General features: G+C 63.2%; 11 protein-coding genes. 5 read left to right on the top strand and 6 right to left on the bottom strand.

Annotated features, from left to right (window positions below):
• Window positions 1-152: 152 nt before the first annotated feature.
• Window positions 153-3,926, bottom strand: coding sequence for an ATP-binding protein (locus tag ABD937_RS17965; protein ID WP_345257219.1), 3,774 nt, complete (start codon window positions 3,924-3,926; stop codon window positions 153-155).
• 154 nt (window positions 3,927-4,080) lie between these two features.
• Here ABD937_RS17965 and ABD937_RS17960 point away from each other — a divergent pair, with 154 nt between their 5' ends.
• The 3 genes from ABD937_RS17960 to ABD937_RS17950 all read left to right on the top strand — a co-directional run bounded on the left by ABD937_RS17960 (window position 4,081) and on the right by ABD937_RS17950 (window position 5,179).
• A complete protein-coding gene (locus tag ABD937_RS17960; RefSeq protein WP_345257218.1) occupies window positions 4,081-4,503 on the top strand; it encodes a response regulator in 423 nt (140 codons plus the stop codon).
• Between the two features lie 91 nt (window positions 4,504-4,594).
• Entirely contained in the window at window positions 4,595-4,801 is a 207-nt protein-coding gene (locus tag ABD937_RS17955) for a hypothetical protein (protein WP_345257217.1), read from the top strand.
• Between the two features lie 24 nt (window positions 4,802-4,825).
• A complete protein-coding gene (locus tag ABD937_RS17950; protein ID WP_345257215.1) occupies window positions 4,826-5,179 on the top strand; it encodes a DUF6717 family protein in 354 nt (117 codons plus the stop codon).
• An 88-nt stretch (window positions 5,180-5,267) separates the two neighbouring features.
• Here ABD937_RS17950 and ABD937_RS17945 read toward each other — a convergent pair whose 3' ends face one another.
• The 3 genes from ABD937_RS17945 to ABD937_RS17935 all read right to left on the bottom strand — a co-directional run bounded on the left by ABD937_RS17945 (window position 5,268) and on the right by ABD937_RS17935 (window position 9,022).
• A complete protein-coding gene (locus tag ABD937_RS17945) occupies window positions 5,268-5,654 on the bottom strand; it encodes a hypothetical protein (protein WP_345257214.1) in 387 nt (128 codons plus the stop codon).
• A gap of 144 nt (window positions 5,655-5,798) precedes the next feature.
• Window positions 5,799-7,949, bottom strand: coding sequence for a S9 family peptidase (locus ABD937_RS17940; protein WP_345257213.1), 2,151 nt, complete (start codon window positions 7,947-7,949; stop codon window positions 5,799-5,801).
• Between the two features lie 116 nt (window positions 7,950-8,065).
• Window positions 8,066-9,022 (bottom strand): hypothetical protein, encoded by a 957-nt coding sequence (locus tag ABD937_RS17935; protein WP_345257212.1) that lies wholly within the window; start codon window positions 9,020-9,022, stop codon window positions 8,066-8,068.
• A 319-nt stretch (window positions 9,023-9,341) separates the two neighbouring features.
• On the opposite strand from ABD937_RS17935, the gene ABD937_RS17930 reads away from it, so the two are divergent.
• Window positions 9,342-9,701, top strand: coding sequence for a UvrB/UvrC motif-containing protein (locus ABD937_RS17930; protein ID WP_345257211.1), 360 nt, complete (start codon window positions 9,342-9,344; stop codon window positions 9,699-9,701).
• An 80-nt stretch (window positions 9,702-9,781) separates the two neighbouring features.
• Window positions 9,782-9,955: a hypothetical protein gene (locus ABD937_RS17925; RefSeq protein ID WP_345257210.1), complete on the top strand. Its 174-nt coding sequence runs from the start codon at window positions 9,782-9,784 to the stop codon at window positions 9,953-9,955.
• 490 nt (window positions 9,956-10,445) lie between these two features.
• On the opposite strand, the gene ABD937_RS17920 is transcribed toward ABD937_RS17925, so the two are convergent.
• On the bottom strand, window positions 10,446-12,401 hold the full coding sequence (locus tag ABD937_RS17920) for an OmpA family protein (RefSeq protein WP_345257209.1): 1,956 nt from the start codon (window positions 12,399-12,401) through the stop codon (window positions 10,446-10,448).
• A 26-nt stretch (window positions 12,402-12,427) separates the two neighbouring features.
• A complete protein-coding gene (locus ABD937_RS17915) occupies window positions 12,428-13,417 on the bottom strand; it encodes a PorP/SprF family type IX secretion system membrane protein (RefSeq protein WP_345257208.1) in 990 nt (329 codons plus the stop codon).

Below are 13,417 nucleotides of genomic sequence, written 5' to 3'. Positions count from 1 at the left end.
ATTTCAGAAATAGGAAACACGCACTACAACTAAAAGCCCTGCCATCCTTAACGTGGTTAGTTTCTTCGAATGAAGAAACGTAGATGCCGTAGTTAGGTAGCATAAAGTCACCCCTCCCTTGGGGAGGGGCCGGGGGTGGGCCGGGGGAGAGGTCACAACACACGCTGCTCCTGCTTCACGGGCAGCACGATGGTGAAGGTGGCGCCGCCTCCGCGCACACCGGTGGCCGAGATGCGGCCGCCGTGCCGCTGCGCGATGCGCTGGCAGAGCGAAAGGCCGAGGCCGGTGCCCTCGTACTGGTCCTTGGAATTGAGGCGCGAGAAGGCGTTGAAGATCTGCGCGCCCTGCTCGGCGTCGAAGCCGATGCCGTTGTCGGCGTACCGTATTTCTACCAGCTCCTTCCCGGCTTCCTCCAGGGTGCGGGCGCTTACCTCGATGAGAGGCGGCACGCCGGCGCGGGCAAACTTGAGCGAGTTGTTCACGAGGTTGTAAAACAGCTGGTAGAGCAGCACCTGCGCGCCCTCTACGAGCGGCAGTAGCGACACCCGGAGTTGCGCGGCCTTCTGCGTTATGGGAAGCTCCAGGTCGGTCTCGATGCTGCGGATCACCACGTTGAGGTCTACCGGGGCAGGCTCCTGCTCGGTGGCATTGATCATCGAGTAGTTGAGCACGCCTTCGATCATCGCGTACATCCGGTTGGCCGCCGAATGCACCTTGGAGAGATAGAGCCGGCCCTTGTCGGAGAACTGCGTGTCGGGGTCGTCGGCAAGGCGGCCCGCAAAGGTCTTCACCTTGCGCAGCGGCTCCTTCAGGTCGTGGGAGGCCACGTGCGCAAACTGCTGGAGGTCGTTGTTCGACTGCTGCAGCGTGGCGTTGAGCTCCTGCAGCTCGCGGGTGCGGCGCGCTACCTCGGCCTCGAGCACGGCCGACTGCTCGCGTGCGCTGTGCACGTCGGTGGCCGAGCCGAACCATTTGATCACGTTGCCGTCCGCGTCCTTCTGCGGCACGCCGCGGCTCAGGAACCAGCGGTACTGGCCATCGCGGGTGCCGATGCGGTGCTCGGCCTGGTATACGTCGCCCGTGCGCACCGCCTCGGCCCAGGCGGCTTCGGTGGCGACCTGGTCGTCGGGGTGCACGAGCCCTTTCCACGACCAGCTGCCGTCGGGGCGGCGCTCCGCACCGGCGAACTCCTGCACGCGGTCGTTGTAATAGAGTACGTTGCCCGCGGGGTCGGCCACCCACACAAGCTGGGGCACTGCGTTGGCGAGCTCGTTGAGGCTGCGCTGGCTTTCCTCGATATGCTGCCGCGCAATGACCTGCTCCGATACATCGATGCCCACGGCTACGATCCCGTCGATATCACCCTCGTCGTTGCGCAGGGCCTCGTAAATGAAATTGAGGTACACGGTGACGGCTTCGCCATTGCGCTGCAGGTGCACCGGCATCTCGTTGGCGACAAAAGGCTTCCCGGTCTGATACACGTCGTCGAGGATGGCCCCGAAGCCCTGGTCCACCAGCTCGGGAAATACGTCGAGCGCCGGACGGCCGATCACGTCTTCCCGCTTGCGCCCCCAGATCTCCAGCGCCTTGTTGTTGGCGAGGTCGATCAACATCTCCGGACCCCGGAACATGTTCATGGCCACGGGCGATTGGCGGATGATGCGGCGCAGGTTGCGCTCGGCGGCACGGCGGCTGCGGGCGATGCGGATATTGCCTTCCACGCGGGCGATGAGCTCGCGGGCCGAGAAGGGCTTGACGAGGTAATCGTCGGCGCCGGCATCGAGCCCTTCGATCTTGGCCTCCTCCCCGGCCCGGGCCGAGAGCAGGATCACGGGCACGTCGCGGAGCTGCGGATGGGCCCGCACCTGCTGCAGGAGGCCGAAGCCGTCGAGCCGCGGCATCATGATGTCGGAAAGCAGGAGGTCGGGCTTCCGCTCCAGCATTTTCTGAAAGGCTTCTTCACCATCAGCAGCGGTAACCACCTCGAACGAGCCGGAGAGGAGGCGCGCCACGTAGCTGCGCATGTCGGCGTTGTCATCGGCCAGCAGCACGGTATGCTCGGGGGTGCTGCTGCGGGCGGGGGCTTCCACCTCGGCGGCGCCGGGAATCCAGCGGAGCGCTTCCTGCACATAGGCCGCAGCGCCGGAGGGCACCTCAGGTGCAGTGCTCAGCTTATCGGCGGGCAGGTGCTCCTTGCCGGTAGGCAGGGTGATGATGAAGGCCGTGCCTTTGCCCACGACGCTCTCCACACGGATGTTCCCGCCATGCAGGTGCACGAGCTCGCGCACGAGGGCAAGGCCGATGCCGGTACCTTCCTGGCTCCGGCCGCCGCGGCTCTCGATGCGGTGAAAGCGGTCGAAGATGCGGGCGTGCTCGCTTTCGGGGATGCCGATGCCGGTATCCCAGACGGTCACTTCGAGCTCGGCGCCGATCTGGCGCAACTGTACGCCGATGGCGCCGGCGTTGCTGTATTTGAAGGCATTGGAAAGCAGGTTGAGGATGATCTTTTCCCACAGGTCCACATCCACGTATACCTCGCTGTTGACGGGCCCGCACTCGAAGCGCAGCTCCATGCCGGCGCGCTCGATGGCCGAGCGGAACGAGGAGGCCAGCTCGCTGGTGTAGGCACAGATGTCGACCTTCGAAAAGGTGCCCTCGAGGCGCCCCGCTTCGATGCGCGAGAAGTCAAGGAGCGTGTTCACGAGCTTCTGCATCCGTAGTGCGTTGCGGTAAGCCACCTCCAGCCGTGCCCGGTTCTCCGGAATGGTGAAGGGGTCGTTGAGCGCGTCTTCGACGGGGCCCAGCAGCAGGGTCAGCGGCGTGCGGAACTCGTGCGAGATATTGGAGAAGAAGGTCGTTTTTGCGCGGTTGAGCTCGGCAAGGGCGGCAGCACGGCGGCGCTCCTCGTCGAGGCGGTGCACGTCGGCAAACGATGTGGCCACCTGGTCGGACAGCAGGCTGAAGAAGCCGCGGTAGGCTTCGTCGAGCAGGCGATACGGGTTGAAGCCGACGAGCAGGAAGCCATAGGGCTCCGTGTTGCCGGCCGAGAGGATGGGCAGCAGCAGCACCTTTCCGGAAGCCACGGGCCAGGCACCCACGGGGAGCGCCCCCCAGCTGTCGGCGAGGCCCTCTACAAGTACCGGCGTGCGCGCGGCCAGCGCTTCCCGCAATCCATCGCCCAGCAGACCGGTGTCGCCGGAGGCAACCGCACGCAGGAGTGCCGACAGCTCCTCCTCCGGAACCGTGGCGCCGGTGAAGCGCAGCACCGGGCCTTCGCTGCGGTAGAATACGGCATAGGGAAAGTCCTGCGGGTTTTGCCGCAGCGTATCCAGGGTGCGCCCGATCACGTCGCTGTCGGTGTAGCAGTCGGTGAGCGACTTGCCGAGGCCCGTCAGCGTCCGGAGCTGCCGCTCGCTGATGATGCGGTCGGTGTCGTCGGTATTGGCGCAGATCATGCCGGCCGTGCCGCCGCCATCGCCGGGGATGGGCGTATAGGAGAAGGTGTAATAGGTTTCTTCGGGGTAGCCGTTGCGCTCCATGATGAGCAGTTGCGACTCCACGTAGGTGCCTTCGTCGTTTTCCATCACGGTGCGGAGCATCGGGTCGATGGCGTCCCAGATCTCCTTCCACACCTCGGAGGCCGGCAGGCCGAGGGCCCAGGGGTGCTTTCCGCCGACGATGGCTTTATAAGGATCGTTATAGAGCTTGATGAGCGCGCGTCCCCAGCCGATCCAGATGGGTTGCCGCGAGCTGAGCATGATGCGGACGCAGGTGCGCAGGCTTTGCGGCCAGGAGGTCACCGGGCCCAGGGGCGTGCTGGCCCAGTCGAAGTCGCGGATTCGTTGACCAAGTTCGCCGCCGCCGGTAAGAAACTCAGGGATGGCAGGCGTGGGAGTGGATGGTTCCGGCATAATGGTGGGCCTCATGGAGTCAATAAAGATAAGGCAATACGGCCGGAGCCAATGCCGGGCGCCCTGCATTGTCGTGCGGCTGCGCGTTACCGGTGCGTCCCTTCTTTTTTTGCCCGGAAATGTCGCGGCCTGCCAATAAATTGCAGGGCCTTTGTAAATTAGGGTACCCATGAGCCATACCAAGCCCCTTATCTACATCGTAGAGGACGACGCCGACGACCGGCACCTGTTCAAGCAGGCCTTTGCAGCGATCCCCGGCTGCCAGGCAACGATATTTGCCTCGAGCGATCAGTTTTACCGCCACATGCTCTCCATCGGCAACCCCGACCACCTGCCGACGCTGATCGTGCTCGACTTCAACATGCCCATCATCAACGGCGGCGAGCTGCTGCTGCGCCTCAAGCGCGAGGAAAGCCTGCAGGCGATACCGGTGGTGGTTTACTCTACCGGCATGCTGCCCATCCTCGAGGAAACGCTCCGCTCCTACGGCGCCTACGCCTGCTTCGTGAAGAGCATCGACTACCGCGAGATGGAAGCGATGGCGGGCACCCTGTACGTGATGGCGCAGGAGCTCCAGCACCAGGCCGTATAAATACAGGAGCTTCCGCACAGCCTGCTCTGCCGCAATGCGCGCGCACGCTGAGTATGGCATTGTTTTTACGCGGTTCTTCAAAACCTTGCACATGAACAAGAAGGAGAACAAGGGCGGCTTCCTCAGCAATGAGCAGCTCGAGCAGGACCAGCGCGTACACGGCAACGGCTCCACCGACACGCACCCCTACCACGGCAGCCAGGATACCGGCGACCGCAGCCTCCGCGACCGCGGCACCGAGGTGCAGCAGCGCGATGGCTATACTCCGGAAGATGAGCAGGACACCGGGCGCGCCTGAGCGTCCTTCGTAAACCGACCCGTCATGCAGCGACACACCTTTATTCGCCAGTTCGGAGGATGGTACATCGACCTGCCCGAGTATATCGCCCAGGGCGGCAGCAAGGCCGATCTTGCCATGGTGGCCGGCGCCGACACCCTGCTCGACATGATCGCCGCCGGGCACGACCAGGTAACCCTCGATATCGATGCAGCACCCTTCGAGGGCGCCGACGAGCTGCGGCTGCTGCGGGTGTGCGCCCCCGAAACCGGCGGCGGCGATTATGTGATGGAAGCCTTTGAAGGCCGCCGCATCGACCAGGAGCTCTGGCTTTGCGATGTTACCCTGTTCGTATTCGGCGACCTGCCGGAGCGCGTCTATATCCGGCGCGTGGCCTGACCCGTGGCGGAACCTCTTCCCGGTCGGTTACATCCGGACGCAGGAGACGCATGTGAATGCGTCTTTACGGTTCCATGTTCGATATTCGCTATTCCTGCTCTTCCTCCTCTTCCTTGATGCCGATGCCTTTCGGGCTGGTCACCTCGATCTGTGGGCGGCCTTCCACCATTTTCACGGTGCCGTTGACGCACACAGGTCCCATGCCCGCGCCGAACAGCAGCTCAACGGGCTGGCTGAAATTCTTCCGGTCCTTCTCCCAGATCACCACCGAAAGCACATGGTTGGGGTAGGGCTTACCGAAGAACAGGAGCGTCGGCTTTCCGTCCATCTGTACGAAATAACGGGAAGAGGCCGGCGGCGCGCAGAACTGCACGTGCTGGCCGGCATAGGCGGCGGCCGAGTCGATGGAGATGGTCTTCTGGCCGAAAGCGGCGGGTGCGGCCAGCAGGGCGCCGGCGATCAGGATCGATCTCATAGCAATAACGTTTGGTGCGCTAAAGCTAGTAAAAGCAACGGGACGGCCCAAGCGGACCGCCCCGTTGTTCAACGTGCCCTGGTCCGAAGCCGGATTACGGTCCGGAGCCACGTCGAACCCAAACAACATACTTCCAACAAATTCCTACCGCAGCTGCTGCCGTATATAGTCGGTCACCTTGCCGTACAGGTGGGCGCGGTCGCGGCCCAGCACGTTATGCGCATGCCCGGGGTAGATCATGTAATCCACCTGCACCCCTTTATCGATGGCCGCGCGCACGAAGCGCACCGAGTGCTGCTGCACCACCACATCGTCCTGCAGGCCGTGAATGAGGAGGAGCTTGTCCTTCAGCCGATCGACCGTCTTAGTGAGATCGGTGGCGGCATAGCCCTCCGGGTTCTCCTGCGGCGTATCCATATACCGCTCGCCGTACATGATCTCGTAGAGGCGCCAGTCGGTGACCGGCCCACCGGCGATGCCCGCCTTGAAGGTGCCCGGGCGCTGCTGCAGGTACTGGATCGTGAGATAGCCGCCGTAGCTCCACCCGAAGAGCGCCATGTTGCGGGCATCTACGTAGGGCAGGGACCGCAGGTGCGTTACGGCGCGGTCCATATCCTGCACCTGCGCGGCACCGGTGCGCCGGTGGATCACCGACTCGAAGGCACGGCCGCGGTTGTCGGAGCCGCGTGTGTCGAGCGAGAACACGAGGTAGCCCTGCCCTGCCATATACTGGAACCAATAATCACCGGCGCCGCCGTTGTAGCCGGCGGTGATGAGCTGCGCATGCGGCCCGCCGTACCAGTACACCACCACGGGATACTTCCTGGTGCTGTCGAAGCCCGCGGGCAGGTAGGTGCGTGTGTAGAGCGGCGTACCGTCGTCGGCGCTGATGGTGCCGATGCGCATCGTGCCCAGCGCATAGCCGGCAAGCGGGTCGGGAGCGGCGAAGAGCACCTTCTCCTTCCCGGAGGCCACGTCAAGGAGGCGTACCGTGCGCGGCTGTGCCGGGCTGCTATAGGAGTCGAGCACGAAGGCGCCGCTGCTGCTCACCTGCGCTGCGTGTACGGCAACACCGGGCGTAAGCCCCTTCGCAGCTCCGGTGCGGAGGTCGAGGCGATACAGGTTGCGGCACAGGGGCGACACTTCCGTGCTGGTGTAGAACAGCGCCTCTCCTTTTGCATCGAAGCCCTTCAGCTCGAGCACTTCCCAGGGACCTTTCGTTAGTTGCCGGATGAGGCGCCCCGACGTATCGTATAAATACAGGTGGTTGTAGCCGTCCCGGTTGCTTTGCCATACGAACTGCCCCGGCTTCCCCTTCACGAAGGCCATGGGTGCCAGCGGCTCCACGTAGCGGGTATCGCGCTCCTCGAAGAGGGTCTTGACGAAGGCGCCTGTAGCGGCATCGTACTGGTTGAGGCGCATGTGGTCCTGCCCGCGGTTGACCACCGCGATATAGACGTAGCGCCCGTCGGGGCTCCAGGCGATGTTGGTGAGGTATTGCTCGAGCGGTGCGCCCGTTTGTAGAAATACAAGATCACCAGTCGCGGCATGGTACACGCCCACGCTGACGTGGTGACTCGCATCGCCGGCCATCGGGTATTTTACGAGGTTCACCTTTGCGGGTGTAGCCGCCCAGTCGATGATCGGGTAATCGCGCACCATGCTTTGGTCCATCCGGTAAAAGGCGAGCTGCTTCCCGTCGGGGCTCCAGAAGGTGCCCTTGCTGATGCCGAACTCGTTGCGGTGCACGGCGGAACCGTACACGATGTTGGCGCTGCCGTCGGCCGTAATGGCCTTTGCGGTGCGGCCGTCGCTCACGTACAGGTTGTGGCCGTCCACATAAGCGGTATAGCCGCCGCCGCTTTCTTCCAGCACTTCCTTTCCCGACAGCTTTTGCGGCACCAGTGTGTCGAAGGAGCTCTTCACGGGGTCCCAGCGGAAGCGCCCGCGCTCGCTGCTGAGGAACCAGCCACCGGGGCGGTCGAAGCGGATGTCGGGCATCGTGGCGAACGTATCGCAACCGGTGCGGCGCAGCGCGTCGTTCAGGCTGGCTAAAGTGATCAGCGACTGCTCGCCGCCCTTGAAGGAGCCGCGCACCCATTCGGCACTGCTGCCACTGCCCTTGAGATAGGCATACTGATCGGTGCCGTGGATGAACTGCAGCCCGCGGAGGCTGGCGGGTGCGAGCGTACTGCGGTTGCGCACGAGGGCATCCTCGAGGCTGAGCGCCTTCTGCTGCGCGCCGGACGCAAGCGCGAGCAACAGCGCAGCCGGAAGCAGGAATGTCGTTTTCATTACAGCAAGATAAGTCCTCCGCTGCCGGCTTCCGGTAGCGCCCTGCATAAAAAAGCGGGTCGCCCGTGGCGACCCGCTCCGAGAAGCATTGTTCCGACAATGCGCTTTTTGAATGCTTAGAAGTACGGGCGGATCACGGTCTGCGTGTTGCCGTTGGCGCCCGTCCACACTGCTTTGAAATAGTAAGGGTTGGCACCGGGGCAGCCCGTGGGGTTACCCTGTGCATTGAGGCCGAAGGTGACCACCGTGTTGGCGCCTACCACGTTGTGCTGCACCTTGCCGGCGCCGAGGCGGAACCCGCAGCCCTGGTTGAACTTCAGCGGCTCTACGATCTGCGTCGAGAAGGCGGCGCCGAAGCGGTTGGTGCCCCACTCGGAGATGCCCGTGGTCTGTCCGTCGGTATGCGTGCCGGTAACCGTGATCACGAGGCTATCCTGCGGTGCGCGGGTGAATTCGCGCTGGCGGGCTACGCTCCACTGGCGCTGCGTGTTGTTGTCGAAGGCGACGGTCATGTTGCCGTTGATGCGGTGGCGGATCGAATTGCGGTGGCCCGGTCCGGGGAGGTAGAGGTTGGGGATGCGGCCACCCGAGGCGTTGGTGAGGGTGCGCGTGCCGTTGACGCTGATGCTCTTGTTGTCGGAGAGGCGGGTGATGCGCAGGTTGTTGATCGTTTCGGTGATCACGGCGCCCGAGTCGCGCCAGCGCTGCTGCATGGGGATGGTGGCCACGATGGTGCCGGTGCGGGAGTGCGTGTTGGCGCAGTTGTTCCCGTTGAAGGTGATGGTCATGCGGCGCAGTGCCTGGGTAGAGTCGAAGGTAACGGTGGTATTGCAGGGCGGCGCCATCACGTTCTGCTCGCGGCCAAAGGCGCTGGTTTCTTCGATGTAGGTGTTGACGTCGTTGTCTACGGCGTCAAGCTCGTTGGAGATGCGGCTCTGGTCGTCGGCATGTGCCGTGACGCGTGTTTCGAGATCTACGGTGTTGGAGTCATCATCGTCTTTTGCATCTTTCTTACAGGAAGTTACCGCGAGTGCAAGCGACAGGACGGCGAAGGTGAGGACGCGTACTTTCATAGTCGTTGTTTTAGTCGTTAATGCAGATACAGACCGGTGCCTGCCTTCGAAGTTTAAGCGTTGTTAAAGAAATTATGCGCGCGTGCCGGCAACGGGATGACGGCCGCCCTTTCGCATGCAGGTGCATTTGCATATATAAACGATTCACGGGCAACGATTCCAAATCGGTTCAACCGGTGGCGGGCGCCAGGTCTTTTTGTGTACAAAAAAAGTTGACGGCTGCGGGATGCAGGGCCGGCGGGCACGGGGAACCCTGTTGATAACCGGGGCGTGGTGCGTGCTCGCTGTGGGGTTGGCCGGAGCCACTAGCTTTGGGAACATGACGGTGCAACGCCATAGATCGGTGCGCGGAGCGTACCTCCGCTGGGGCCTCGGGCTCTTCGGGCTGCTGGGCTGGCACCGCCGCTACCTGGGCAAGCACCGAACGGCGCGCCTCTGGCTGTGCACGGCCGGGCTCCTGGGTGTGGGCGCGCTGGCCGATGCCTTCCTGCTCCGGTGGCTCGTGCGGCGCCACAACCTGGGGCGCGAGATCGTGCGGGTAAAAACCCGCATCCGCGAGCTGGAGGAGCAGAAGACGCAACTTGTGGAGGCGCACCGGTTCGAGGAGGCGGCACTCTGCCGCGATCAGCAAAAGCTGCTGGGGGCGCGGCTCCGGGAGCTTTCGGAGGGCCTGCGGTAGGGGCGGAATTCCCCAATTAACATTTTGGCACGGTGCATGCAATTAGGTAAGCAGTTGTTAACCTAATCATACTCAAAACCATGAAACCGTCTAAAAACACCCAGGCCTCTACGTCCATCATCCGCAATCCCCTCACCTGGATCCTGCTCCTCTCCCTCACCACGTTCTCTTCCTGCTTCCGTAGCTCCTACCGCTCCAGCGAAGGCTGCCCCTCGATGAACATCCCTTCGATGCGCGCCAGCTACCGGGGGTAATTAGTTTATTGGTCTATTAGTCTATTTGTTTATTAGTAAGGTTTCCGCTTGTGGCGTCCCTACGTACGGCAGGGCAATCCTTTCGGTAAGGAGGCTTAACGAGCGCAACCGATACCCATATACTTTGTGCAGGAGCCAGGCAAGCATACGCTAACTGGCTCCGGTACGCAACAGATGCTCATCTCTTTCATTGTCGGAAACAATGACGCTTTCTCAGCTTATGCAAACGCCCCTTCCGCTGAAGGGGCGTTTGTATTTCTACAACCGTCGGCGAGGATCTTCTCGCCCAGACGTTGCGAACACGATTCCACAAACACATCCACAAACTCGCTCCACAATTCACACTGCCGGATAGAAAAAGCCGCTGCCGGAATAATTCCCGAGGCAGCGGCTGTATTCATTTCCCGTTAAGAAAAGACTCACTCCTGTCAGAAAAGCACCACAGAAACGAACCCTTACCAATAGACCAATAGACCAATAAACCAATAAACTAATAAACCCTCAACTCTACACGTCGGTTGATGCGGCGGGCGGCAGGTGCATCGGTGCCGTCGGCGGTGCGCTCGGGCGCCACGGGGCAGCATTCACCAAAGCCTTTGACCTCGAGGCGGGAAGCATCGATACCTTTCTTCCACAAGTAGTCGCGCACGGCCTGCGCGCGGCGTTGCGCGAGGGCGTCGTTGTAGGGCTCACCGCCTTTGCCGTCGGTATAGCCACCAACCTGCACGCGCAGCGACGGGTCCTCTTTGAGGTCGCCGAACACAAGATCAAGCTGTTGCTGCGCCAGCACCGTAAGCGTATCCTTGTCGAAGTCGAAAAGAATGGGCTGCCAGGCACGCTCCCGGGCCGGTAGACAGATATCCACCACATAGGTGGTATCGCCCGATGCAGGCGGCACCTGCAGGGTGGCCGCGCCGGGGCCGTAGCCGTTCAGTGAAGCGGTGAGGCTCAGGGCACCTTCCTGCGCTGCGTCCAGCTCGAGGTGGTACGTACCGTTGCTGCCGGCAGCCACCGTGCGCGTACCGGCTGCCACCGCCGCCGCCAGCGGTGTACCGGCGCCACACTTCGTGATCGTGCCGGTAACAAAGCGTTTGTACACCTTCGGCGTGTAGTCTTTCGAAACCGTATAGAGCTCCAGGCAACAGTCCGACGCGCGATCCGAGCTGAAATAGGCATCACGGAACAGCGAGTCGGGAGACGTACTGTAGAAATACGAGTCGTCGCGCACCGAGTTCACCGGCGCACCGAGGTTGCGCGGGTTCCCGATGAAGGCGGGCGTTTTCCCGGTCAGCTGCGTCAGCACGCCATAGAGGTCGAAGCCACCCATGCCGGGCAGGCCGTTGCTGGCGTACACGAAGGTGGCGCTCGCGCGGTGATAGAAGGGCGCGCCTTCATCGCCCGCCGTATTGAGCTGGGCCCCGGCATTGTGCGCGCCATATTCATGGTTGGCATCATCCACCGGCGCATACCAGAGGTCGTAGCCCCCCACCCCGCCGGGGCGGTCGGAGCTGAAGAAGAGCAGCGATTTGCCCGTCGTTTCCACGATACAGGGCTGCGCGTTGGACGTACCCGGCAGGTTGACCTGCGCATTCAGCTTTACGGGCGCGCTCCACTGACCGTTGGCGAGGCTGCTGGTGTAGATAGCGGCTACGCTGCGTCCTTCCTGGCGGCTCCAGGCGGTGAAATAGGCACGGCGTCCGTCGGCCGTAAACGCCGCAAGCCCCACATCGGTGGCGCCCGGTACGGATACCGGCAGTTGCCGCGCGGCGGCCGTGTCGGAAACCGCTGCTTCAAACAGGTGGTTCAATGCCGGGCCCTTGGCGCGGCCGCTGTCGGTGCGCCGGCTGGAAGTGAAATAGAGCGTCCCGTTGGCAACCGCTGCCGCATAGTTGCCGCTGCCGCTGTTGGCGGCGCCTTTCATTTTCGCAACCTGGAAGCGCGCGGCCTCGGGGTTCCGCTCCTGGGCCCGGGCAAAGTCGATCCGCTGCAGCTCGAGGGTCGCTGCGGCAGCCTCGGGTGCCCCGGAACGTCCCAGCCTCAGGAGCAAGGGTGTAGCCTCGGCGCTGCGCCCCGTTGCCCGCAGGCTCACGGCATAGCGCAGCTGGTCGGCAGGGCTGGTGGTGCCCGCTGCAGCGGCCTGTGCATAGTAGCCGGCGGCCTTCGCATGATCGTTGAGGAGGTAGTAGCATTCGGCAAGCCGGCTCAGCGCGCGGCCACGGGCGTTGCTGTCGGGCGCCGCGGCACCACCGGTGCGCTGCGGCGAATAGGGAGCGAAGCGTACGGCCGTAGACCTACGGAAGCCCAGGTACTGCTCGTAGCGCAGTGCGGCGTTATAGTGATCGCCATCGCTGTACAACCGGTCGGCGAGGCGCAGGTCGGCGCTGCTTTGCGCCGCCGCAACGCCGGCAGCGGCCAGCAGGAGAACGGTAAGAGAAACTCGTGACATAAGGGAAGAAGCTTTCGTTGATTCGATCAGAAGCGCGGGCATTTGAAGTAGTCCATCGACTCGCCCCGCTTGCCCAGCAGCGTCAGCGAGAGCTCGAAGGCATTGGCGCCCCGGGCCATCTTCCCGAGCCGCGACGTATTGACGTCATACGACAGCCCGATCATCATATTGCCGAACAGCACGCCGGCATAGGGCGACACGGCATCCTCCAGGCGGTAGTTGGCGCCGACCATGAAGTCGGTGGTCTCGTTCACGCGGAGCTGCGCATAGCCGCCGGCCATGATCTCGCGGGCCGTTCCCTGCTGCATGAACAGGAGGTTGGGCACGATGAAGGCGTTGTCCGACACGCGCACGCGCGCGCCGCCATGCACCGTGAGGCGCACGGGCAGCCGCTTCGCCTCACCCGATACGATAAAGGGGTCCTGGGGCTGCGTGAGGTGCGCTGCCGAAATGCCGCCAAAGGGGTTCACGTTGGCGTCTGCGGCCGAATTCACGTACGCAATGCCCGCACCCACGTCGAAGGCGCCCGCCGCACTACGGGTAAGCGGGTCGGTGGTAGGAAGCGTGGGGTTGAAGCCGACACCGGCCTGCCACTGGTCGCCGCCCTGGAACTTGCTCGGGTCGAAGCGGCGGTTGAGGAAGCCCGCCTGCAGGCCGAGGCCCAGTTGGTGGCGCGCGTCGGCGCCCCAGCGGATGCCGTTCCAGGAGAACGACAACATCCCGGTGGTATAAGTATAGCCGCCGGTGCCGGCGGTCTGCCGCATGATGTTGGCGCCGAGGCCCACGTTATTGCCGGCGCTGAAATCGCCCGACACCCCGAAGGTGGAAAACGGCGTGCTGATGCCGGCCCACTGGTTGCGGTAGAGGCCCGACACGCGGTAGGCATTTTCCGAAGTGCCGGCGAGCGCGGGGTTGAGCCACATCGGGTACACGTAGTACTGCGAGAAGTGCGGCTCCACCTGGGCTTGCGCCGCAAGGGAGGAACCGGAAAGAAGGAGGATCAGGAGCTTTTTCAT

The sequence above is a fragment of the Flaviaestuariibacter amylovorans genome (assembly GCF_039541815.1).
GTDB classification, from domain to species: domain Bacteria; phylum Bacteroidota; class Bacteroidia; order Chitinophagales; family Chitinophagaceae; genus Flavisolibacter; species Flavisolibacter amylovorans.
Note: the sequence above shows the minus strand (reverse complement) of the source record. Positions and strands in the feature narration are given on the sequence as shown.